The organism is Candidatus Berkelbacteria bacterium (assembly GCA_016187225.1).
Classification (GTDB): Bacteria; Patescibacteriota; UBA1384; order JACPKC01; family JACPKC01; genus JACPKC01.
In genome coordinates this window covers 91,968-112,846 of sequence record JACPKC010000010.1, presented here as the reverse complement: position 1 = coordinate 112,846, position 20,879 = coordinate 91,968, and the positions used below count along the sequence as shown (strand labels likewise).

Annotated in this window: 23 protein-coding genes and 4 tRNA genes; 7 read left to right on the top strand and 20 right to left on the bottom strand. The window is 47.0% G+C overall.

Features of this window, described 5'->3' with window-relative positions; all coding sequences use genetic code 11:
- Nucleotides 1-2 precede the first annotated feature (2 nt).
- The 17 genes from HYW32_03350 to HYW32_03270 all read right to left on the bottom strand — a co-directional run bounded on the left by HYW32_03350 (nt 3) and on the right by HYW32_03270 (nt 14,585).
- Complete coding sequence (locus tag HYW32_03350) at nt 3-437, bottom strand: ribonuclease HI family protein (GenBank protein MBI2590024.1); 435 nt, start codon at nt 435-437, stop codon at nt 3-5.
- Between the two features lie 91 nt (nt 438-528).
- Complete coding sequence (locus HYW32_03345; protein MBI2590023.1) at nt 529-1,662, bottom strand: hypothetical protein; 1,134 nt, start codon at nt 1,660-1,662, stop codon at nt 529-531.
- 152 nt (nt 1,663-1,814) lie between these two features.
- The gene (locus tag HYW32_03340; protein MBI2590022.1) at nt 1,815-2,402 is read right to left on the bottom strand and encodes a type II secretion system protein; all 588 of its coding nucleotides are present in this window, start codon (nt 2,400-2,402) and stop codon (nt 1,815-1,817) included.
- Nucleotides 2,402-3,022 (bottom strand): hypothetical protein, encoded by a 621-nt coding sequence (locus tag HYW32_03335; GenBank protein MBI2590021.1) that lies wholly within the window; start codon nt 3,020-3,022, stop codon nt 2,402-2,404. Before HYW32_03335 ends, HYW32_03340 begins: the two co-directional genes overlap by 1 nt.
- A gap of 1 nt (nt 3,023) precedes the next feature.
- Nucleotides 3,024-3,581, bottom strand: a complete 558-nt coding sequence (locus HYW32_03330; protein MBI2590020.1) for a prepilin-type N-terminal cleavage/methylation domain-containing protein — start codon at nt 3,579-3,581, stop codon at nt 3,024-3,026.
- The gene (locus HYW32_03325; protein MBI2590019.1) at nt 3,511-4,014 is read right to left on the bottom strand and encodes a prepilin-type N-terminal cleavage/methylation domain-containing protein; all 504 of its coding nucleotides are present in this window, start codon (nt 4,012-4,014) and stop codon (nt 3,511-3,513) included. The genes HYW32_03330 and HYW32_03325 overlap by 71 nt, the downstream gene beginning before the upstream one ends.
- Nucleotides 4,015-4,033: 19 nt before the next feature.
- Nucleotides 4,034-4,828, bottom strand: a complete 795-nt coding sequence (locus tag HYW32_03320) for a prepilin peptidase (GenBank protein MBI2590018.1) — start codon at nt 4,826-4,828, stop codon at nt 4,034-4,036.
- Nucleotides 4,829-4,841: 13 nt separating this feature from the next.
- Complete coding sequence (locus HYW32_03315; GenBank protein ID MBI2590017.1) at nt 4,842-5,336, bottom strand: prepilin-type N-terminal cleavage/methylation domain-containing protein; 495 nt, start codon at nt 5,334-5,336, stop codon at nt 4,842-4,844.
- Between the two features lie 100 nt (nt 5,337-5,436).
- Nucleotides 5,437-5,931: a hypothetical protein gene (locus tag HYW32_03310; GenBank protein ID MBI2590016.1), complete on the bottom strand. Its 495-nt coding sequence runs from the start codon at nt 5,929-5,931 to the stop codon at nt 5,437-5,439.
- Nucleotides 5,932-5,953: 22 nt separating this feature from the next.
- A complete protein-coding gene (locus HYW32_03305) occupies nt 5,954-7,036 on the bottom strand; it encodes a type II secretion system F family protein (GenBank protein ID MBI2590015.1) in 1,083 nt (360 codons plus the stop codon).
- A gap of 2 nt (nt 7,037-7,038) precedes the next feature.
- Nucleotides 7,039-8,118, bottom strand: a complete 1,080-nt coding sequence (locus tag HYW32_03300) for a type IV pilus twitching motility protein PilT (GenBank protein MBI2590014.1) — start codon at nt 8,116-8,118, stop codon at nt 7,039-7,041.
- Between the two features lie 35 nt (nt 8,119-8,153).
- Entirely contained in the window at nt 8,154-10,664 is a 2,511-nt protein-coding gene (tadA, locus tag HYW32_03295; GenBank protein ID MBI2590013.1) for a Flp pilus assembly complex ATPase component TadA, read from the bottom strand.
- Between the two features lie 5 nt (nt 10,665-10,669).
- Nucleotides 10,670-10,921 (bottom strand): hypothetical protein, encoded by a 252-nt coding sequence (locus tag HYW32_03290; protein ID MBI2590012.1) that lies wholly within the window; start codon nt 10,919-10,921, stop codon nt 10,670-10,672.
- Complete coding sequence (pilO, locus tag HYW32_03285) at nt 10,918-11,520, bottom strand: type 4a pilus biogenesis protein PilO (protein MBI2590011.1); 603 nt, start codon at nt 11,518-11,520, stop codon at nt 10,918-10,920. Before pilO ends, HYW32_03290 begins: the two co-directional genes overlap by 4 nt.
- On the bottom strand, nt 11,498-12,148 hold the full coding sequence (locus HYW32_03280; GenBank protein MBI2590010.1) for a PilN domain-containing protein: 651 nt from the start codon (nt 12,146-12,148) through the stop codon (nt 11,498-11,500). Before HYW32_03280 ends, pilO begins: the two co-directional genes overlap by 23 nt.
- Before the next feature lie 44 nt (nt 12,149-12,192).
- The gene (locus tag HYW32_03275) at nt 12,193-14,199 is read right to left on the bottom strand and encodes a hypothetical protein (GenBank protein ID MBI2590009.1); all 2,007 of its coding nucleotides are present in this window, start codon (nt 14,197-14,199) and stop codon (nt 12,193-12,195) included.
- A gap of 2 nt (nt 14,200-14,201) precedes the next feature.
- Nucleotides 14,202-14,585: a hypothetical protein gene (locus HYW32_03270; protein ID MBI2590008.1), complete on the bottom strand. Its 384-nt coding sequence runs from the start codon at nt 14,583-14,585 to the stop codon at nt 14,202-14,204.
- Nucleotides 14,586-14,760: 175 nt separating this feature from the next.
- Between HYW32_03270 and HYW32_03265 the strand changes: the two genes are divergently transcribed.
- Complete coding sequence (locus HYW32_03265; GenBank protein ID MBI2590007.1) at nt 14,761-16,413, top strand: PKD domain-containing protein; 1,653 nt, start codon at nt 14,761-14,763, stop codon at nt 16,411-16,413.
- Nucleotides 16,414-17,345: 932 nt separating this feature from the next.
- On the opposite strand, the gene HYW32_03260 is transcribed toward HYW32_03265, so the two are convergent.
- Nucleotides 17,346-17,852 (bottom strand): hypothetical protein, encoded by a 507-nt coding sequence (locus HYW32_03260; protein ID MBI2590006.1) that lies wholly within the window; start codon nt 17,850-17,852, stop codon nt 17,346-17,348.
- A gap of 198 nt (nt 17,853-18,050) precedes the next feature.
- On the opposite strand from HYW32_03260, the gene HYW32_03255 reads away from it, so the two are divergent.
- From HYW32_03255 to HYW32_03230, 6 genes are all read left to right on the top strand, one after another.
- Nucleotides 18,051-18,125: transfer RNA gene (locus HYW32_03255), tRNA-Thr, on the top strand.
- Nucleotides 18,126-18,133: 8 nt separating this feature from the next.
- Nucleotides 18,134-18,220, top strand: a tRNA-Tyr gene (locus tag HYW32_03250).
- 1 nt (nt 18,221) lies between these two features.
- A tRNA-Thr gene (locus tag HYW32_03245) sits at nt 18,222-18,296 on the top strand.
- 32 nt (nt 18,297-18,328) lie between these two features.
- Nucleotides 18,329-18,517 (top strand): 50S ribosomal protein L33, encoded by a 189-nt coding sequence (gene rpmG, locus HYW32_03240; protein MBI2590005.1) that lies wholly within the window; start codon nt 18,329-18,331, stop codon nt 18,515-18,517.
- 10 nt (nt 18,518-18,527) lie between these two features.
- A tRNA-Trp gene (locus tag HYW32_03235) sits at nt 18,528-18,601 on the top strand.
- A 37-nt stretch (nt 18,602-18,638) separates the two neighbouring features.
- Entirely contained in the window at nt 18,639-19,661 is a 1,023-nt protein-coding gene (locus HYW32_03230) for a hypothetical protein (GenBank protein ID MBI2590004.1), read from the top strand.
- Here the strand turns inward: HYW32_03230 and HYW32_03225 are convergent.
- Together HYW32_03225 and HYW32_03220 are read right to left on the bottom strand one after the other, a co-directional pair.
- On the bottom strand, nt 19,636-20,226 hold the full coding sequence (locus tag HYW32_03225) for a tetratricopeptide repeat protein (protein ID MBI2590003.1): 591 nt from the start codon (nt 20,224-20,226) through the stop codon (nt 19,636-19,638). The two genes, HYW32_03230 and HYW32_03225, sit on opposite strands and share 26 nt — an antisense overlap.
- Nucleotides 20,223-20,837, bottom strand: coding sequence for a hypothetical protein (locus tag HYW32_03220; protein MBI2590002.1), 615 nt, complete (start codon nt 20,835-20,837; stop codon nt 20,223-20,225). Before HYW32_03220 ends, HYW32_03225 begins: the two co-directional genes overlap by 4 nt.
- Between the last annotated feature and the right edge of the window lie 42 nt (nt 20,838-20,879).

The following is a 20,879-nucleotide window of genomic DNA, read 5'->3' as shown; positions in this document are numbered from 1 at the left end:
TTTCACGTTCGTGACCTATCTACTTCATCCATCGCCTGGTTGGCGAGTTCGTCAGCGCGAGTATTTTCCCGGCGCGGAATGTGCTTAAAACTCACCACGACACCAAGTTCGTCGATTAAAGTTTTTACTTTCCAAAAAAGCGGCTTTAAACCTTCATTCTTGATTTTATAGTTTCCCTTGAGTTGTTCAACTACGAGCAGGCTATCGAGATGGAAACGAACTGGCGCAATATCATTCACGATAAACTGCTTGAGCTCTTCAAGGGCAAAAATAACGCCCCAGTATTCGGCTTGATTATTCGTGAGCGTGCCGAGTGATTTTTTAAGCTCACTTAAAATTTCGCCCGTTTGGGTTTGGATGACAATGCCCGCGCCAGCGGGGCCTGGGTTGCCACGGGCGCCGCCGTCGGTGTTAACAATATACTCAAGGGGTTGCATAGATGGTGGCAGTATAACAAGCTCGGGTGAGCTGTAAAAGAAAAGGCCCTTGTGGGGCCTGGAAAATTGAGCGACCTGCCCCGCCACTCATCTACTCATTGTCGACCGACTGGGCGCGCCAACGATTACCTTCTTTCACTAAGACAACCGCGGTTTTTCCGTGCCGGGTGGGCAAGATGAGCTTGACCTTGGCGGAGCTAAACTCAACGAGCTCGACATTCTGCCACGTTAGTTTGGCGAATGGGAAAGCCGCCTGCCACCATACTTTCCCCTGCTTGTCAGAAGAAAAGTAGGTCTGAACGCGATCGAGTCGGTTCAGGGCGCACCAGGATGCAAACAAAACACACCCCTGTTTATACGCGCCTTTCGCTTCGGCAAGCGCCTGGCGTGTCGGCCCAAACGCAACTTGAGGGGCTAGTTCGTATGAAATCGCTACCTTTGGGAAATCAAAAATTCCATTTTCATCGAGTGGACGCACGACAAGCGTTTTCCCTGTTGCCAGGTCGTCCAATCCAACCTCGAACAAGACGTATTTTGAGTATGTGTTTGAAGTAAGTGGTTGATTGAGCTCAATTAAAAGTTTGATGGTTGACTTTTTACGTTGCTCGTTCCAACCCTCGCAAAGTATGACACGCAGACACTTACTCGAAGACAATGTTCCCCCCAGATCGTACTTTGGGATAAGTGTTTTAAGCGCTTTTTGAGCCGCGGTCACCAAAGTCTTCTTGGGTTTCTTGTTCAAGAAGTTCCTTTTAGACTTTGCGAAATCCTGATCAAGATAAGCTGGAGTTGCTCGCGGGAAACCGAGGACACTATAATTCAACCAGATTCCGGAACTTGCCGACTGTTTCCAGCGACCCTCCTCTCGCACAAGGTGCGCGATTGAACTCGTTACAAGCCTGGATTGATCTTTATCCCAGAGATGGTAAATGACTACAATCGCATGACCTGGATCATACTCCCAGATACGGAGTGGAGTTTTGCCACTCCGGAGTCGACTGATTTCTTTTTGCACATGTTGTCGAGTGTAAGAATCAAGCGACCACTCGTCGTTCGTGCCACTGAAAAGACGAAATTCTCGTGTCCACCACGACTCGCTATAGCGATCGTTTAAATTGTCTTCTTCCACTCCGATGAGAACAGCTCGGACCTCCTGCTCGCTTAGCTTCGCCCAGGTAGGCACGGCCGAGAGGAGGCTGAAAGCCAGAATGAAGAAAATACGCACAACAACTTACCTCCTTGGAAAGATTACAAAACTCCGCCGAGTGTACATGTTTCTGCTCAAATTTGTCGAGACTTTTCGACTATGCGGTAATCTTTACCAGATTACTCCGTCGCCCTTGGCTCCTCGTAATGATACGCGGATATCAACTGTGTTTAGAACAGTTCCCGCGTGGCAACGGCCGAGCTGATTCTTTGTGAAGTGCCCGACTCATTATGAACAACAGCAAAACTGAATTTCACAAAAGGATAAAAACGATCGGCCGCAAGTTCATGCGTTACAGCCCAAAAATAGACGCCTTGAATTGAGTAACCAGTTGGAAGAAGCGATTCGGCCACTCCCCCATTTTTACTGACCGAAAAAATTTCTTCGCCATTGCCATTTAGAGTTACGGCATATTTCTTTGTAACGATAGCTTGCGTAGTCGGATCGTAGCGCGCAATTTCGAGTGCGTCGCCACTCGCTACGCCCAATACGAGAGAGGTTACTTTTTGATTGTTACTAAAAAGCGTAAAAGGATACTGCAGATATGTGCCATCGGGCGCTTTCTCACCGGTAGAGGCTCGCACATCGCGTGAAATCGCCTCGGCAATCAATCTCGCGGTTTGCGCTGTGGTTTGAATGTGCTTCACCTCTTCACTTTTTGTGCTTGTTGAACTGAAAGAGATTGTGCCGATCATTAGCACTCCAACAAAAATCGATGAAGCAATAAGCACCTCTATAAGAGTGAAGCCTTTGGTCATCACGTTCCCGTTCGCCAATTAGTGAGATAAGTAATCGACTCAACCGCCTGCCCGGCGCTATCTCCCCATCGCACAATTACCTTAATCTTGCGGATAATATCGTCATCGGTGACGCCATTTGGCAAGCCAGCCTGCGTAACGTAACCAAGTGATGGCACGGTTACATAAACCTCACGCTGGTAATCGATATCATTGAGTGGGATGGTTTGGATGCCATTTGCGATCCCACCGCCAATGAATGCTGTGGGCGGGTAATTTTTTCTAAGTTGCCATGCATAAAGACCACCGCTTCCCGGTACAAGCACATAAGCAATTCCATAAGGATCGCTACCAGCCGCTTGCAAAGTGCCTTCATCGGTTGAGATCGGTAAATTTGCATCCCAAGCATTATTCTCATCGTCAATGAAGGTGATATCGCGAGCGGCTCGAACAAGCTCAATCCCCTCTTGCGCAAGGTTCATAGCCGTCGTTCGCTCGGCTGACAAATTCGCTCGGCGCAAGGCGCCATTCAAAAGCGCCACTGCGCCAGTAACAACGAGCGCCAAAATACCGGTTGCGAGCACAACCTCAAGCAAGCCGAAACCTCTTGTCGCCGGTGGCGCGTTGAAAGCTGTCTTCACTTTACTCCTCTAAGCTGACTTGACCGGTAACTTGATTGATGTTTATAGTCCGCGAGTTGTTTTGGGCGAGTCGAGTGTGTAAAAGAGCGAGGTTGCTATCCGCGGGCAGCTGGGCCGGCTCGCCTTGAAGAGCAAGCGGAAAAAGAATCGGCTCGGCAGGCGCAACCGAAAAAGCGACCTGATTGGGTAAAAGAAATTGATCGACGACGCTTTCTTCTTGAACGTTTGCCCCCTCGCCACTAAAGCGCGCAATGCGGTATTTATTATTCAGAGCATCAAAAGCAACGCCGTAGGCCGTGATATTACCTTCTTTGCTCGCTTCGGGCGCCAAACTTAAAGTGCGCGCCCGAAAGATATTAGTGGCTAAAGTCACACCTGCATTTTCTAGATCAGCTCGTAAACCATAGCGTCGAAAAGCTGGAATTCCCAAACCTAAAAGCATCACGATGATCGCCATCGAAATGATAAGTTCAATAAGGGTAAAGCCCTTACCGGCCGCTGAAGCGGTAATGGGTGTCGCCGCCATAACTATAGATACCTGTGACGAAAAAATCTTCATCTGGATTAACTGTCAAAGTTTCGTCGATTTCGTTGGGTTGCAAGGTTACGTCTTCATCCCCTTCTAAGGTGACGTCAAGCGCGTAAGCCGAACCAAGCGAGTCGGTTGCGTACACATACCCCTCGCCATATTGACTGGCATTGCCTTGTGGATCGTCGGGCCATTCGGAAATAAAATCGGGGAAAAGCACGACTTTGAGGTCGTCCCAGCTTCCGGAGAAGTTATTCTCGGTTGGGTAAACTTTGTTCTCAACTCGATAAGTTTCAAGCGCCGCGGCCACGGTCTGGACATCGGATTTGCGGCGACTATCGCGCGCCTGCGCCCTTGAGGCTGAAGACGAAATAGTAACGACGGTTGCCAACATACCAATAATAACCATGACGATTAAGAGTTCGATAAGCGAGAAACCCTGATTAGTATCGTTTTTACGCATAACTTATTACCCGTCAATATTATAATTGAGTATACCATGCAATGATGTCACGACCCCAAAAAAGCGCGATCAGCCAGCCAGCAAATAAAAAGGGGCCGAATGGAAGAGCGGTCTTTAAGGTTGCGCGGCGACGAAGTAGAAGTGTTCCGCCCACAAGACTGCCCAAAATAAACGCGCTCCACAACATAAGTAGGGCGCCGCTCATACCGACTACTGATCCGAGCACGGTCGCTAATTTAACATCGCCAAAACCAATCCCCTTCCCACGCGTAAGAAGAAAAATCGCGCCGATGATCAACCCGCCGGTTAAGGCGCCCCGCCACCAACTGGAAACTGGAAACGCTAGATTCACAAGCGCTGATTGACCCAGTAAAAGTGTTACAAGGAGAGTTAAAACGAAAGCGCTTGCAACTAAAGAATCGGGTAAAATTTGAGTTTCAAAATCAACTAGCGCCGCGATCAAAAGCAAACTCCCGGCAACTGACAGAGTTAAGGCTTGAGCTGACAACCCATACTTAAAAACTATTCCCCCAAGAAAAACTGCGGTTAAAATTTCAACGCCTGGATAGCGCAAGTCAATTTTTTTTCGACAGCCTCGGCAACGGCCGTGTAAAAGTATAAGACTTATTAGGGGCAGAAGCTCGTGCCAATTTAAAATTTTTTGGCACTTTGGGCAGTGACTCCGTTCTGCGAGTGTCAAGCCTCGATACTTTGAACCCCAGCGCAAAGCAAGAACATTCAAGAATGAACCCCAAAACAGACCAAAAATCGCCGCAAGCGGCCAAAAATTGACCGCTTGCTCAAACTCCGACATGAAAATTCTTAAATTACGGAAGTGTTACACCAGTTGTATCGGCGGCAAGACAGCCGTTCGACTGAAAAGCGTTACCGGTGTTTATAACCCAGCAGTCATTGTTTGCGCCAGTTTTTGTTGAGAGTGTACCCCACAACACATAGCCGAAAATCCCATTGGAATAGTTGCTACGATAGTTATATTGCGTTATACCCGATGGTGGAATTGGAAAAGTCTTAAGATAACCATTAACTGTTAGCGCCGTTTCGGTGTCGATATCAACTAAAACGCCGCCGCCATTATTTAAGGCGTTTAAAGGCGCCGATCCAAGAACCGATGGGTCAGCGGTCGCAACTGCAAGTGCCTGATCGACGCCATTGAGATCCTGCTTCACCTTGGCATCATTTGCCTTACTTCGCGCCGAGTTTAAGTTTGCCACAATCACCGCGGCTAAAATCGCGATAATCGCAACCACAACGAGGAGCTCGAGGAGCGTGAAACCTCGTTGTTTACTTCTATGTAAATTCATTCTGCCTCCTTTTATTATTGTGAGTGATAATTTTTGTCCGATAGAGCCAAGACGTTCTCAACTTCGATCGATAAATACCTTTTGATTACTCTAGCATATTTTAACTCCCAGAGACACCGACCCAAAACGTCCAAGGAGCGCTTGCAAGGTTGCTATCGTTAAGCGTTTGACTGTTGCAAGTAGAAATCCCTGGGCTTCGAGTTAAAGCGGGATCGTTCTCAACTTCAAGTGTATAAACAAGAACATACCATTGTCCAGTGCAACCATAGGCGGCTGTGGATAGATAGCCGTAAGCCAGCCCGCCATTTTCAGGCGTAGTTCCACTCGCATTCACCGGATCGGTCGGCATTGAACTTAAATATGGGCTTAAATCCTGCTGAAGCGAGGCCCAATTGCCAGATCCGATCGAGTTATTGCTCGTTGCCCAGGTATTGAAATTGGGAAACTCATTGTGAGCGTTGTAATAAAGCTCGAGCGCCGTTTGAATCGCCTCAACGTCACTTTTCCGCACCGCGTCCCGCGCCTGCCTTCGCGTTGACGAAAAATTCATGCCGACAACACTAATTAAAATACCGCCGATCGTGATAACGATCATGAGCTCTAAAAGCGTAAAACCCTTAGAACTGTGCGATATTATAGATTGGCACCAGGATCGCATAGACAAGAATCCCCACTCCAACACCGATCAAAACGATTACAATCGGCTCAATTAAACTGCTTAATTGCTTGATTTTACTATCTGCTTCCTCTTCATAATACTCGGCGAGTTTTAAGAGAATCTGATCGAGGCGACCTGTTTGCTCGCCAACTGCGATCATCTGGCCAACAATGAGCGGAAAAAGCGCGGTTTTTTGAAGAGGCACGGAAAGCGGGACGCCGCGTTTAACTTGATCGGCCGCCGCCGCCAAATACTCGCGATAAAGCAGATTATCCATCACCGACGCCGTGACACTGATTGCTTCGATAATTGGTGTGCCGGCTTGCACGAGCATTCCCAGGGTGCGATTAAACCTGGCCATATAGATATCGTAGCCAAGATGCCCTGGAAGGTGAAGTTGAATCAGCCCCCAGAGACGCTCGCCCGCTTTGGAACGAAAATATGTGCGACCAACAGCTAAACCTACGACGACAAAAATAATAATTAACCACCAATAGTTTTGTAGAAAATGACTTATAGCGATAATCATGCGAGTTAAAAATGGCAATTCGGCGCCGGCTTCCTCGAAGACACTTTGAAGTTGCGGAATGATGTAAACCATCGTAATTGCGCCGACAACGATCATCGCCACAAAGACAAAGGCTGGATAAGCCAGAGCGCCTTTAACTCGATTCATGAAGCCGGAATCTTTTTCAAGCTGGTCGGCAAGTTGATTGAGCACATCCGCCAAGCGCCCCACGCTTTCGCCCGAAATTACCACGTTCACGAAAACTCGGTCAAAAATCTTTGGATGTTTGGCAATTGCGCCCGAAAACGGCAAGCCGCCCTCGAGATCTGTTTCAATACCCTGAAGCGCCGTTTTAAGGGTTTTGTTTTGAGTTTGAGCTACGAGAATAGCCACGGCACGATTAAGCGCCAAACCGCTTGCAAGCATCGTGGCCAGCTGGCGCGCTAAAAAAGACTTCTCTCTCACTGAAACATTATTCAAAAAAGGAATATCAATCTCGAACTTGAGGGCGGGTTTTTTTACGGGCTCGGGCATAACTAAAAGATATTAATCTTGAGTTGTTTAGAATCGCGCGCCCAGTTGATCGCATCGTCAATTGTAACTTCCCCCTTATTAACGAGACCGGCAAGCACAGCATCGAGATTAATCATACCCTCGGCTGAACCGGTGAGAATAATATTGTCGAGCTGATGAGTCTTGCCCTCGCGAATGGTATTTCGAACGGCGGTTGTGCCCAGCATAATTTCTGCCGCCGCAACTCGCCCGCCATTGATTTTAGGCAGGAGACGTTGAGAAATGACGCCCAATAAAACCGAGGCAAGTTGAGAGCGAATCTGCTGTTGTTGATGCGGCGGAAAGACATCGATAATGCGATCAGCGGTTTCGGCCGAGGAGTTGGTGTGCAAAGTTGTGAAAACTAAATGACCAGTTTCAGCGAGCGTTAACGCTGAAGCCATCGTTTCCAAATCGCGCATCTCACCGACTAAAATTACATTCGGGTCTTGGCGCATGGAAGCGCGCAAGGCATTGGCGAAAGTTTTGGTATCGAAGCCCACTTCACGTTGGGAGATGACGCTTTTCTGATTTGCGAAAATGTACTCGATTGGATCCTCAATTGTAATAATGTGCTCGGAGCGATTGTGATTAATATGGTCGATTAAAGCCGCCAGCGTGGTGGATTTGCCATGGCCAGTTGGGCCAGTAATAATCACGAGTCCTTGTTTGTGTTCGGTTAACTGAACCAAAACCGGCGGCAAGCCAAGTTGTTCAACAGTTCGAATTTGAGTTGGAATTAATCGGTAAGCGCCGACGATGTTGCCTTTTTCATAGTAAACATTGCAACGTAAGCGCATCGTTTCAAAGGTAAAAGAAAAGTCGAGTTCGCGTTCGGTCGCAAAGCGTTCGCGTTGCACGGTCCCTAGACTCGAAAGCACGTCGGCGGCCGCCGATTCTTGAGTATAAAGGGGCTGATCTGGCACCGAGCGAAGTTTGCCGTCGATGCGGATAACTGGCGGCACGCCGATTTGAATGTGTAAGTCAGAAGCGCTATGTTCAATTGCGAATTTAAGCATCTCGCTTAAATGTGGTGAAAGTGAGCGATCGTTGGCGCCCAACATGGCTTGCGTGGATTGCGTCTCAACCATCGGAACTCCTATTCGCTGGTGGCTTGAATGACTTCGTCAAGCGATGTTTCACCTTGCATGGCTTTAAGGATGCCGTCTTCTCTAAGTGTGATCATCCCCTCTTCGTGAGCTTTAGCCGCAATTTTGGACGAGGCGGATTTAGCAAGAACGAGATCGGCGATAGCCGGACTGGTAATTAGAACTTCGTAAATCCCGACCCGACCCTTATAACCATTATGACAGACATTGCAGCCCTTTTGATTTGGGCCGAAGAAAGAAAGTTGCTTACTCGCCGCTGATTTAAGTTCAGGAGCGAATGCCGAGGCGAGCTCCTGCTGAATGCGAGTGAGAGTTTCGGCCGGAATTGAGGCTGGCTGGCGACACTTTGAGCACAAGCGACGAATCAAACGCTGGGCAATCACGATATTCACCGAAGAAGCTAGGAGGAATGGTTCAACGTGCATATCGATCATCCGGGGAAGCGCTCCAGATGAGTCGTTGGTATGCAAAGTTGAAAGCACCAGGTGACCGGTCAACGCGGCTTGAGTTGCCAGGCCGGCAGTCTCTCCATCGCGAATCTCGCCAACCATAATAATGTTCGGGTCTTGCCGCAGAATTGAACGTAAACCATCGGCAAAACCAAAGCCGATTTTTGGCTTGACCTGGGTCTGATTGATGCCATCAAGCTGATACTCGACCGGGTCTTCGAGAGTAACAATGTTGACACTTGCGGTATTGAGTTCAGTTAACATCGCGTAAAGTGTTGTGGTCTTGCCTGAACCGGTCGGACCAGTCACTAAAATGATACCAAAGGGGTCTTTGATTGCTGACTGGATTCGAGCGAGATTAGTACCCTGAATACCCAATTCAGTGAGTTTTTTCAAACTTTTTTCTTTATCGAGAATCCGCATAACCACTTTTTCGCCGAAAACTGTTGGCAGGGTTGAAACTCGCAGATCAATTTCCCGCTTTTGCACAATCACCCCGAAACGGCCATCTTGCGGGATGCGCGATTCATCGATTTTGAGTTTGGCTAAAATTTTGATGCGCGACACAATCGGCGCCAAAAGTTGAACCGGCAATTTGATAATTTCCTGTAAAGTGCCATCAACACGAAAGCGAATCCGAACCTCTTTCTCACCAGCCTCCATGTGAATATCGGATGCGGCCACGGCAGTGGCGTAAAACACGATCGCGGCGACAATTTTTGGCACCATGCCAGATTTAAGAATTTGCTCAAGTTGTTCAGAAGTTTCAACGGTCGTGCCGAGAACTATGTCGAGATTTTTATCTTCTGCGCCGATATTGGTTATCATAATCGGCGCTTGTCCTTCCGGCAACTCGCCCACGCCAAGTTGATTGGTTGGGAGTTGTAAATCACCAACTTCGACCGTTGGAACCGGCGTACTTGGATCTCGAAGAGTGGCAGAATTACGAATGATTGCTTCTTGGTATGATTTAAGATCGGTCGTGCCCAAACTATTTGGCGTCTCGGGCGCAATTGGTTGAGCTGGTGTAAGGCCGCCGATTTTGGGCCCAATGGGCGTAACTGGCCGCGCCGCCAGCGGCGTCGGCAAAGGCGACAAGATAGGTCTTTTGGGGACAACTGGGAGCGGCGCTGAAACGGGTTTGGGTGGAATGCGCGACACAGAATTAGGTTTCACTGAAGGAGTGAGAATTGTCGGCGCAAAACTCGGCTTTAGTGGCGCCGAAACCATGGCTGACTTCTGCGCAGGCGGAGTAGAGATCGAAGAAATTGGCGTTGGAGCTTGGGCTGGTTTTTTGTCTTCTCTGTGCTCTGTGTCATATTGCTTCAATACTCCTTCAATATCCTCTTTACTCGCCGAGAATAAATGAATTCGAACCTTGTTTCGCGCCTCAATAAACTTGAGAATTTCTCGAATTCGACGGTCGTTAGGTTTAAGGGCGGCAACGGATGCCTCCTGACCGTCGGCTGAAAGTTCAAACACAACCATCTGATACTTTTTCGCCACGTCCTGGGGGAATTTGTTTAAAACGTTCAAAGGCACTTCTCTGCTTTTCAATATAACTAACTCGACTTGCGCCGAATGCACCGAGGCTGGCACCGAAAGTGCGGGTGAAGCGACTGGGGGTATACTAGTTACTGGTTGAGGACCTGCCTGCACAGTTGTTTTCGCTTGCATGTTCTGACTTTGAGCGTTATTCACTCTGGATAGTGGCCTCTGGCCATTGACTTGTGGTCGATAAGCTCCCAAAGCAGTTTGAAAATCCTCGCTGGATGTGAGTTGCAAACGCAGATGATACCCGTTTTGCTTGAGTTCCTGCAGAAATTTGGGCGCTGGTTTTGTCAAGAGCGCTGGATCAGTTAAGACGAGAGTGAGTGATTTCTCTTTAAGAGTTAAAGGCAGTAACTGATATTGACGCGCCAATGCTTCGGGCACCAGAGCCAGGGCGGATTGTTCAGGAGTGTCCTGGGTGAGTGCGACAAGCTCAAGGCCGAGTTCAGCGGCCGTTTTTTTGAGAATCTCCAAATTATTTTGGGCTTGAGGGTTCACCATAATTGCTAAATCCCCGCGTATGGATCGACACGCCCAACTCCATCAATCGAGATCGGCAAGTCACCATTCAGGGTTTTTTCATCCAATTTAAGCGCCTCGATATCTTTGATCGTAAATTTTGGCGCAGGTTCAACTTTTGTCCGGGCGCTTTCAATATCCGACGTCATGGGCACGGCGCGCATAATCAGCCAAAGTGTCACACCCGCAAGAATGAGATTCACTCCTAAACCGATGCCAATTACTATGGGCCGATTCATTGGGCTCCTTTTGTCTCTGTGTCTTGAGCGGACGTCTCTGCCGCCGGTGCGGCCTTGGCAATCTGGGCAGGAGTAATCTCGAATGAGGCGCTAATCAGCGACGCGCCTTGAATATCCGACGTCGCTGTGAGTGCAAGATCATTGACGCCAATCGGACGAAGGTTCTTTTCTAAAAATTCAAGAAATAGTGTTGTGCCGGAATATGAGCCTCGGGTTGAAAGCATAGCGGTTGTCTTGCCTGTTTCAACATTGCTTGCCGGCTGAACCGACAACAAAGTAATGCCCGCTTTTTCAACAATCTTTTCAAGTGAAGTAATGAGCTCATCGATAGCCTCATCCTCTGGCACAGCCAGAGCAAGTTTGTCAGTCAGCGCAGTGCTCCTTTTAAGATCGTCGTTTAATTTAACAACAGTGGTTTTCTTTTCGTTTAAGCTTGAAAGATCAGCCTCAAGCGTCGCCGACTGCGTGCGCAAAAGCTTGAGCTCGCGAATTTGAGGCAAGGTATATAAATAGAATGCCGCGGCTGAACCAATCACGCCTAAAATTAGCCACAACAAAGTGTTATGTTTAGTTGATTCAGTTTGTATTTCCGCCATCATCCCCTCCAGCGACTGGCGCCGCATATTTGGCCGTGATTGAAAAAGTAATCGAATTACCGTCGACAGATTCAGAAAGAGTTGCGCTCGTCAGCGCAATCTCCGAAAACTCATCCGTCGACTCGATGGCGGTCATGAGTCGCGCTACCTCGGCGTAATTATTTGCCGAGCCGTCAATTCTTAATGACTTGTCAGTTTCAAAAGAATTGGCCGTAAATTTAACCGATCCAGGGACTTTGTCGGCTAGAGCTTTTAAGAGCTTTGGCCAAGGCAGGGCGGCAGAGAATTCTTTTGTGACCTCGAGCTGTTTTTCAACTAAACCAGCCTTATCGAGCATAGTTTTAAGATCGCCCGAGGCGAATTCCTGCTGAAGGCTCGTCACTTTTTGACTTGAGGCTTCAGCTTCTCCTTTCGCTTGGGCCCGCAAAAATGAGGCCGCAACACCGCCGAGGAGACTAAGAGCAACACTTAAACCCGCAAAAATTGCGATTAGCGAATCGTTTGATTCCGGGTTGATTGCTACCACACTTGGGTCAAGAGCAGATTTGGCTGGTTGAACAGGCGCTGGGCCTGCCGCTCCATTTGCCGGCGTCTTAGCCGGTTGAATGCCATCATTTTGGAAACTTAACACGCCCCTCCTCAATAGAAAGTATGCTTAAAGTATAGCACATTGGATTACGGCGCGACCTCAGAAAGCGAGGGTACGAAGGATTTGCTGAAGCCTGGGGGTGGACCGTTAGTAATGCGACCATCGTAATCAACAGTCACATCAGCGGCTTGAAGGGTAATATTTTCCCCAATATAAAGCCCAAGCGAGGAACTACCCTGCCCAACATCAATCGTGCCATTTGGCGCGTAATAAGCGCCGACTAGATTATCATAATTTCTTAAATCGATATTGCCGTTCAGGCTAATCAATCCAACCAGATCATCGCCGGTGCCACCGTCTTGGTAAGCAATAGTTTTCTCATTCGAAGGTGAAATTAAATTCACATCTCCGCAGACAATGATTGTGCCTTTACCCTTAAAGGTAGCGCCGCGCATGATTAAATTGTGACGCACAAACCAAACTCCGCCCTCTGGGTTAGCGGCATTTTCTTCAGAGTCACTGGGATTGCCCGCTTGTTTGGGATTTAGATTGAAGACACTATTGAGCGTGTAATTACCGCTATTGCTATTAGTGCAACTTGCCGAACTACCAGCGCCAAGGACATTGGCCTTCTCATTGATGAGTTTTTGAATAACAGTATCTGCTTGTTGAGAAGCATTGCTGTCGTATTGCTGAATTGTGTTATTCGTGCCAGTCACAGTGACGCTTCCATTCGATGAGACAACTGAATCCGGATCGATATTAAGATTGCTGACATCGCCCTCGGCAAAGATATCCCCAGTTATTTGCCCCCCTTTAACTGTCACAGGCGCGGCGCCAGTAACTGGATTCTGGCCCACAGCCGCGCACTGGGCAGTCACGGTATCGGAACCCGCAGTCGCCGGAGCAGTATAAAGGCCTGATTGATTGATTGATCCTCTTTGCGCGCCCCAAAGCACGGATGCGCCATTAAAGTTGGCGCCATTCTGATCGCGGCAATTGGCGCTAAACTGCACAATATTATTTGTAATTACTGTGGCAAAAGGTGGATTAATCGCAACACTGGATAATACTGGTTGAGGCTGGCAGGTTGGCACATTGACTAATTGAGAGTTGCTCTCGGTATAGCCAACTGAATTTTGAGCACGAATTTTATAGGTATGCGAGCCAGACGCAACGGAGTTGTCGGTCCAAGGGCTTGTGACATTCAAACTAAGCGCCACATTATTACGGTAAACTGCGTACGAAGTTGCGCTTTGCGATGATCCCCAATTTAATGTTACTCGAGGCGAGTTGCCTGAACATGAGGTTGTCGGAGAATTTAAATTAAAGTTTCCCGGTAGACTCTGAATCGCACCTTTGCGAATGTTAACGTAGAAAACCGACCCAGCCGTTGCGATTTGAATATTCCCATTGCTCCCATTGTTCATACCGATTCTTTGATTTCGATACTGCCACGGTCGGCCTGTGGGTAGATTCGGAGGTGGCAAGACCTGATCATCCACCGGAGTAATGTTTGAAAAGTCGACAATACCATTGCTATTACTTGTGAGCACAACCGGATTCAGCGCATATTGAGTTTGCTTATAAAGAGTGAAATCGTTTGGATTGATAGGATTGCCGGTCTCGTAGTTGTGATATTCGCCCGTGAAATTAATAGAAGCTGGCGTAGTCATTGGATTAGCGCCACCGGGGCAAAATATGTTTTGCATCCACTGAGGTAAATTAGGACAATTTGCCCATTGTTGCATTGCTTGTTGACTTCCTGGCCGTTGAATGGCAAGTAATTTCACTTCGGCGGTATCAGCCGGCACTGCAAAGTTACAAACTGAATTATTCGCTGGTGCGCCTGTGCCAGGCGTTGTTAATGAAGCATAGAATGAGTCGTACTGTGAATCATTATTCGACTCAATTATTGGTATAGAAGAACTATTAGTTATGGCAAATCTAACACCAGTTCGGTAGGTATAACATGAAGTTTCTGGCACCTTAAGACCCAAACCCGGGTGGTCATAAACCTGGGCTTGCGCCGACCCTAAGAATAACAATCCCCAAACAAAAGCAAAAAGGGCTAAAAATCGAGCATGCGTCATGGCTACTCCTTCACGATATCAACTGAACTACTCATCGGACTCGAGATGCCGATTAAAAGATAATAGGAAATGGCGCGACCGGCCTTAAAATCATCTTTTTTACCTTCCACAAAAATACCCTCGTCATTCGTGACGCGAATTCTAACGTCATCTGTTAAAGTAAAAGCTTGCTCATTGCCTTCCTGATCGGTAACTTTTACGGTCGCGCCATCAAATGAACGGATTATGCCAGTTTTTTCTGCCAGTTGCTCATTAATGGTTGCGGTGGTTGGCGTGATAATAGTTTGAGGCTTAATTGTAAAATAACGAATCGCTCCAGCAATCAGGATGAGTAAGATCAAAAAAATAATGGTTCGCCTTGACGAACGTTTATCTAAAAACGACATACCCCTCCATAGATTCATTTAGCCTAACAATTATATATATTGTAGCAGACCGAAAAAATATGTGAGCGATGTTTTCCACCGCTTACTTGCAAAGCAATCAAAATACTCGGTCCGTTCGCTATTTACCATTTAGTATTTACCATTTAGTATTAAAATACTAGCAAAAGGAGGGATTGTGGCTAAAATACCACCGTTATACTTGAGAGTGCGGCAAGCGCTGGTTGTGAGCGCGCTAATTTTTAGTGCGAGTTTAGGCTATTGGAGCATTCAAACTTTTCAGCTCTCACAAGCCGACATTGCGACAGAAAAAACCACTCTCAACTGGGATGATAAATCTTCAGGCGATATTGCTGGCGATGCCTATGCCGACAAAGGTGTAGAGATTTTGAGTCCGGACGGCGGCGGTAGCGGTGCAACGCTTTTTGCGGCGTCTGGGGCAAGTGCGGCTTGCCCAAGCTACAAAGTGCCGTCGGAGCCAAATATTCTAATCGCAAAACCAAGCTCATACGCTCCTCTAGTGATAAAGTTTACCCAGGGGCGTGTCAGTGATTCTATGAATTTTTCTATTGGGAATGCTGGCAATGCCGAAGTAAGTATTGAAGCATTTGATATTGACGGTAAGAGCATCGCTACAAAGACCGTTAATGCTCCTGGGGGTGGTCAGTGCGTAAACTCACCAGTCACTCTTGCTGCCACCACTGCGGATAGTGGCATTGCCGAGATTCGCTTAAAGAAAAATGCTCCTGGCACTACTGACGGTTTTGGAATTGATGATTTTGCGTTTAGTGCTCTGCATGATCCAAATGATTTGGGCACAATGGTGGTCGAGCCAACAACGGGAAATATTCCCTTAAAGGTAACAGCCACCTATACACCGCCGCAAGGCGGTAGCGCCTCGCCCAAGATTAAATGGAACTTTGGCGATGGCACAACCCTAGACGATGCAAATGCCGCTGAAACCCATACTTATACTTCGGTGGGAACTTTTACAGTCACTCTGATCGTCAATGGTAAGACTGTCGATACAAAAACCGTCACGACTACACAGCCCAAAGAAGAACCCAAACCCATTGAGAAGCCTAAAGTAATTTCGGTTAGCTTGACAACCTCGAAAAGCATCTACAAACCGGCTGAACTGGTGGAATTTACGCTTAAAAACACTGGCGAAGCAAAGGTTCAATTGCCGAATGGGGCGCCCTTTAAGATTCTGCAAGGTTCCACGGCGATCTTTGAGCCGATCTCGACTCAAGCGCTCATCGATTTAAGTATTGGCCAGTCGAAGACCTGGACCTGGGATCAGAAAAAATCCGACGGCCTGACGGCCGCTTCAGGCAACTATATTGTGACTGTTAGTTATTTGGCCGAAAATAAAACTCAAAGCAAGAGCGCCTCTTTTACAATTTCACAAACCCAAATTCAAACTGTCGTCACTCCCCCAACAGGAACCTTTGCAGTGACCCCAACCACAGGCACAGTGCCGTTTGAAGTTGCCTTTACTTGCACCGGCGATACGATTACCAACTTAACTGTTGATTTTGGAGACGGCATTGTGCAAAGCAACGTCACTTGCCCAACAACTTTGAAACATACCTACACGACGGCCGGTAATTATACGATTACAGTTCGTCAAGGCGAGAAGATACTTGGCACACAAGCAGTAACAGCAAAAGAACCGGTTGTCGTCCAAACCAAAACCGACGGCAAAGGCGCACCCGTCAAACTCGCAAGTTCTGGAGCGAATCTAATCATTGTTCTTCTGATAGCATCGATCCTTTCGGGTATTGTCTCATACTTTATTATCCGCCGACCCTTCCACGGGAACGAGTAACTCTCTGTCTTAAGTCTCCCGCCCATTAGCAAGAAATGTTTTGCTCAAGACTGGCCTTGGGTTCTTGTCCGGGCGTGTCGAAAGTTTTTGATGGTTAAAAAGTATTCTTGTTCGAGTAAGCGAAGCGCATCGAGAATTATTTATATAGTCGAGGACTTCTCTGCAAAAGCGTCGCTGGCGCTCTTTTCGAGGTGCAGAAAATAAATTTCCTAACGATCTCAAATGATGCAAAAATTTGGAGCAGGGGAGTAGTATTTTATTTCTAAAATATCAATGAGTTTTTTAGCGTACGCAACATGCGCCTATCAAAAATTGGATGACTTACGACGACAAGCTGAAAGCGGGGGAGAGTTTGTAGGATAAAAAATTACACACAATAAAAAAAATTTGCACTTCCCTAGCATTAAATAATCTTTACTCCCCTCTTATAAACTTTTTCATGCACCATATAATCGCCTAAACAGTTTAGGCGCGGCATCCCCTTTTCACTCCCCCATTGTGAAAGTTATCCACAGTTATCCACGCCACCTTCAATCCCCTGTTTCCCTATTTATCAGGGCTTTCTCATTGTCGTCATTGCGAGGAGCCAAGGACGACGAAGCAATCCTGAAAATTACGAGGTTGCAACCGCGACAATCTACCAGGATCGCTACGGTTCACTCGCGATAACAAAATCTGCCCGCACTGACGGGTTTATACTTCTGGCTCTTGTTTGAGACATTCAAAAAATGCCGTAAAACGGAGAGTCGAAGAATAATAGTTTTCAGCCGGTTACCTGAAACGAAGAAAAACTGTCTTGTTCGGGATAGCCCCTTAGGCTAGAACATTGATCACAAAATGAAAAAGATAGATCGCAATAAAGCGTTCTATCCACGCAAAATGCTCGTGACCATGGTCAATCAGTTCTTCAAATTCCTCAATAACGGTTATCATCACCCCTCCACCGACAAAGCGCGCCCAAAAACCTTTTCAACTGCAATTTTTGTATTTTCCTGGATTAGCTCGTAGGTTGCAAGTAAAATTTGTTTTCTACTTGCAATCGCTCGCTGATCAGACGACCTAAGCACAAGTGTCTCTAAATCTTGTTCTATTTGAGCAAGCAGAACTTCACGTTGTTGCGCCAGCATGAGCCAAATTTGCTCCTTAAGCGCTGTTCTCGACAGAGTCTCTAGGGTTCTATTTAGATCGAGCAAAGAACGATTTGATTCTAGACGCGTTAGAGCATCAGGAATTTCGTAACCGCGTAAGACTAACCCTAGAATCCGTGCCGGGCTTGCGATATCATATAGACGATGTAAATTTCGCTGGATTAAGCGATTGTTTTTTGTAATCTTTGCAAGCGCTGAAGAAAGTTGAATTGGAGTTTCGGCATACAAAATTTGCAACTCGATTTCATCGAAAAGACGTTGAAAGTCTTTTTGTTTATCCTTCTTTTCCATTTTCCCTCCATAGAACACTTCGTACATTAGCAATATATCAGAATACTCCACTTCTGTCAATTATACACTCTACGAACGTTAAATGAGTATCTAGACACTCTCTAATCATTTAACGTTCGTAGAGTGTATAAAATAAGCTCCCCCATCATTGAGTATTCCTCTCTACCTTGCTAGTATTATTTTTCTGGAGAATTGCCTGCCACCTTAGCTCAGCGGTAGAGCAACACTTTTGTAAAGTGAAGGTCGTCGGTTCAAATCCGACAGGTGGCTCCAGATAACAAGCTGGGGTAGCGAAGCGGTCAAACGCATCAGACTGTAAATCTGACGGCCCAGCGCCTTCGTAGGTTCGAATCCTACCCCCAGCACCAAGCCCACGTAGCTCAGAGGCAGAGCAATTCCATGGTAAGGAATAGGTCGGCGGTTCAAATCCGCCCGTGGGCTCCAGTTTTGTAGAAAAAGACAAAGAAAGGAAGAATATGGCAAAAAAAGGCAAACGACAAAAATTTAATCTCACTTGTGTCGAATGTAAGCGACGCAACTATGTGGTGTCAAAAAATGTTGTGAACACAACTGATAAGCTTGTGCTTGAAAAATACTGCACTTGGTGCCGCAAACACACTCAACATAACGAGACAAAATTGCCAAATCCAAAACCGCGAACCTAACAATTAGAAAGGGAGCTTAGTTAAGTGGTATAACAGCGGTCTCCAAAACCGCGGTCGGTGGTTCGATTCCTCCAGCTCCTGCCAAATATTTGTTATTTTTTAGGTAACTAAAGGAGGTGGGATGGAGGGATCGAGAAAATTTTCACCTGAACAATTTATCTTTACGCCTGAAGAAGAGGAATTTCTTAAGGAAACTGCTTATTCACCGGCGGCGCAAACAGAAAAACGCTACGCGCCTTATGTTCATGGCGAGGCGCCCTACCCTCATGAAGGAACGGTGGCCACTCATCACAAGGGCAGTTTGCGACGCGGCCTTGGATGTTTGACGCGCGAGAATAAGTTGCGAGGCCACGCCGGCGTTCCGGAGCTTAAAATCGACAGAAAATTTTATGCCCTACTCCTGACAACGCATGACATTGAAGAAGTTGGGCCATTCCAGGGCGACATTCCTCATGGCACAAAAACTTGGTTCAACCAAGAGATCGCCGAGAAACAGTTTAATCTGCATTTGGAAAAGATCCGTAACCAAGAAAAACTCTATGTGGATATGTTGCGCGTCAAGAAAGTGATAAAAAAGCCAGAATCATCGGTAGAAGGCAGGTTGTGGAAAGCAACGGAGCAGATCGCTTTTCTTGAAACTGCTCGGCAGGAATGGCGATTGGTGCTTGAAGAAGCGCTCAATAATGAAGATGAGGTGAATCAAACTTCGGGTATTTACATTGAACCAACGCTTATGATTCAAGAAGATGGCACCTTTGCTCCACCTCAAAAACGCAAATCCCACGCCTTAATCTGGGATATTTTACGAAATTCTTTGCCGCGACTTGCGCGCCATGCGCAAGAGTTTATTTTTATCGAAGAATATTTCAAACAGCACCAAGAAGAACTACACTCAATGGTCCAAACACTCTTAGTGAACGCAGAGAGTAATGAGTATTTTTATCGAGAATATATATCAATGAAAATTGGTAACCGGCAATTTTTAGATCCAAAACTGAATTACGCAACTGGCGACGAGGTTGCGCGGCAGGGTCAAGAATTTCTCGCTCATCTTGAATCTCTCAAGATTGAGGCTGACGAAAACGAATCCGAACTCATTGAATTGCTCGAGGGACAAATTACTTCGCTTCAATCTGTTGCTTAAGCTCTTGGTATTTAGCCGAAACCGGATCGAGGCTAATCGCTTGAGCAATCGAGTGGCGAGCCTTGGAAAGATTAGTCATCTGCCAGGCGGCGAGAGCGACGTTATAGTGGCGCGAGGCTTTGCTCGAATCCAAATCGCGAGCGGCTTCAAATGCCTGGAGCGCATCTGAATAGTTACGTTGTTTAAGATAAATCGCACCCAGGCGATTATAAAGTTTGGGGTTTTTAGGATTTTTGGCGACCGCCCTTAAAAATGCCCGCTCGGCCTCCTTGAGCTTACCCTCCTGCATGTAAGTATCGCCTTCTCTTAAGAGCACATCTTCGGTCAGCACTTCGCTCGGCGCTTTGACGGATTGAGCGACAGCCACTGGTGATTTTGCCGGGCGCAACTGTTCTCGCTTAGCAGTCTTCCACCAAATTCGAGCTCTAGTAAAAAAATCTGGACGAGCGGGTGTGTTTTGAGGCGGCAATGAACCCTGTTCACCTTTAAGTGCATCGGGCAGACGCCGCGCCAAAATAATAAACATGCCAATGATCGCCGCGATGATTAGAATCTCAAGAATCATACTCTTCTTCCTGGAACATTGACGAGTAATGAATCAAGAAAGAGGCGTTTATTGACCGGATGTGTTCCAACTTCAGTTAGAGAAGTAAGTAAATAAACTTGAAGGGATCGGCTTGAAGTCTGCACAAGCCAAGAATTCAAAATTTCTGGAATTGAATACTCCTCGGCATATTTAGCAGTCTGCATCATTTGATAAGATAATGGTTTGCTTAAAAGTGTTTCAAGGGGCGACAAAGACTGCTCTTGAGACGTAAAAGTTACAGGAAGCCTGAATCTGCTTGCTCGTGATCGAATTGTAGGTAAAACGCTCTCTTCGTCCTGCGCAAACAAAACGAGGCGCGCCTGGGGTGGCGGCTCTTCAAGAATTTTCAACAGGGCCGTGGCTGTTTCAGATGACCATTGATCGACCGAGATCAAAAGCGCCAGCACATATTCTGATTGGTAGGGCTTAAATTGGAGACGTTCTAGAATTGAACGCAGGTCAGCGATTTTTGGCGGCGATAAAACAAGAAGCGTGTCAACTGGAGCGATTTTAAGTATAGAAGCGATGTTGCGAGCGACCATGAGTTGATTAGCAGGAGTTTGACCGCTCAAAAGCGTGGTCTGGCTCATAACTCTGCGCTTAAGTAAAATCTGAAAAGCTTGGGGCAACAT

Coding starts and splice junctions, on each gene's coding strand:
- HYW32_03350 (MBI2590024.1), bottom strand. CDS start 437: ATGCAACCCCTTGAGTATATTGTTAACACCGACGGCGGCGCCCGTGGC.
- HYW32_03340 (MBI2590022.1), bottom strand. CDS start 2,402: ATGACCAAAGGCTTCACTCTTATAGAGGTGCTTATTGCTTCATCGATT.
- HYW32_03330 (MBI2590020.1), bottom strand. CDS start 3,581: ATGAAGATTTTTTCGTCACAGGTATCTATAGTTATGGCGGCGACACCC.
- HYW32_03325 (MBI2590019.1), bottom strand. CDS start 4,014: ATGCGTAAAAACGATACTAATCAGGGTTTCTCGCTTATCGAACTCTTA.
- HYW32_03320 (MBI2590018.1), bottom strand. CDS start 4,828: ATGTCGGAGTTTGAGCAAGCGGTCAATTTTTGGCCGCTTGCGGCGATT.
- HYW32_03315 (MBI2590017.1), bottom strand. CDS start 5,336: ATGAATTTACATAGAAGTAAACAACGAGGTTTCACGCTCCTCGAGCTC.
- HYW32_03310 (MBI2590016.1), bottom strand. CDS start 5,931: ATGATCGTTATCACGATCGGCGGTATTTTAATTAGTGTTGTCGGCATG.
- HYW32_03305 (MBI2590015.1), bottom strand. CDS start 7,036: ATGCCCGAGCCCGTAAAAAAACCCGCCCTCAAGTTCGAGATTGATATT.
- HYW32_03300 (MBI2590014.1), bottom strand. CDS start 8,118: ATGTTGGGCGCCAACGATCGCTCACTTTCACCACATTTAAGCGAGATG.
- tadA (MBI2590013.1), bottom strand. CDS start 10,664: ATGGTGAACCCTCAAGCCCAAAATAATTTGGAGATTCTCAAAAAAACG.
- HYW32_03290 (MBI2590012.1), bottom strand. CDS start 10,921: ATGAATCGGCCCATAGTAATTGGCATCGGTTTAGGAGTGAATCTCATT.
- pilO (MBI2590011.1), bottom strand. CDS start 11,520: ATGATGGCGGAAATACAAACTGAATCAACTAAACATAACACTTTGTTG.
- HYW32_03275 (MBI2590009.1), bottom strand. CDS start 14,199: ATGACGCATGCTCGATTTTTAGCCCTTTTTGCTTTTGTTTGGGGATTG.
- HYW32_03270 (MBI2590008.1), bottom strand. CDS start 14,585: ATGTCGTTTTTAGATAAACGTTCGTCAAGGCGAACCATTATTTTTTTG.
- HYW32_03260 (MBI2590006.1), bottom strand. CDS start 17,852: ATGGAAAAGAAGGATAAACAAAAAGACTTTCAACGTCTTTTCGATGAA.
- rpmG (MBI2590005.1), top strand. CDS start 18,329: ATGGCAAAAAAAGGCAAACGACAAAAATTTAATCTCACTTGTGTCGAA.
- HYW32_03230 (MBI2590004.1), top strand. CDS start 18,639: ATGGAGGGATCGAGAAAATTTTCACCTGAACAATTTATCTTTACGCCT.
- HYW32_03225 (MBI2590003.1), bottom strand. CDS start 20,226: ATGATTCTTGAGATTCTAATCATCGCGGCGATCATTGGCATGTTTATT.
- HYW32_03220 (MBI2590002.1), bottom strand. CDS start 20,837: ATGAGCCAGACCACGCTTTTGAGCGGTCAAACTCCTGCTAATCAACTC.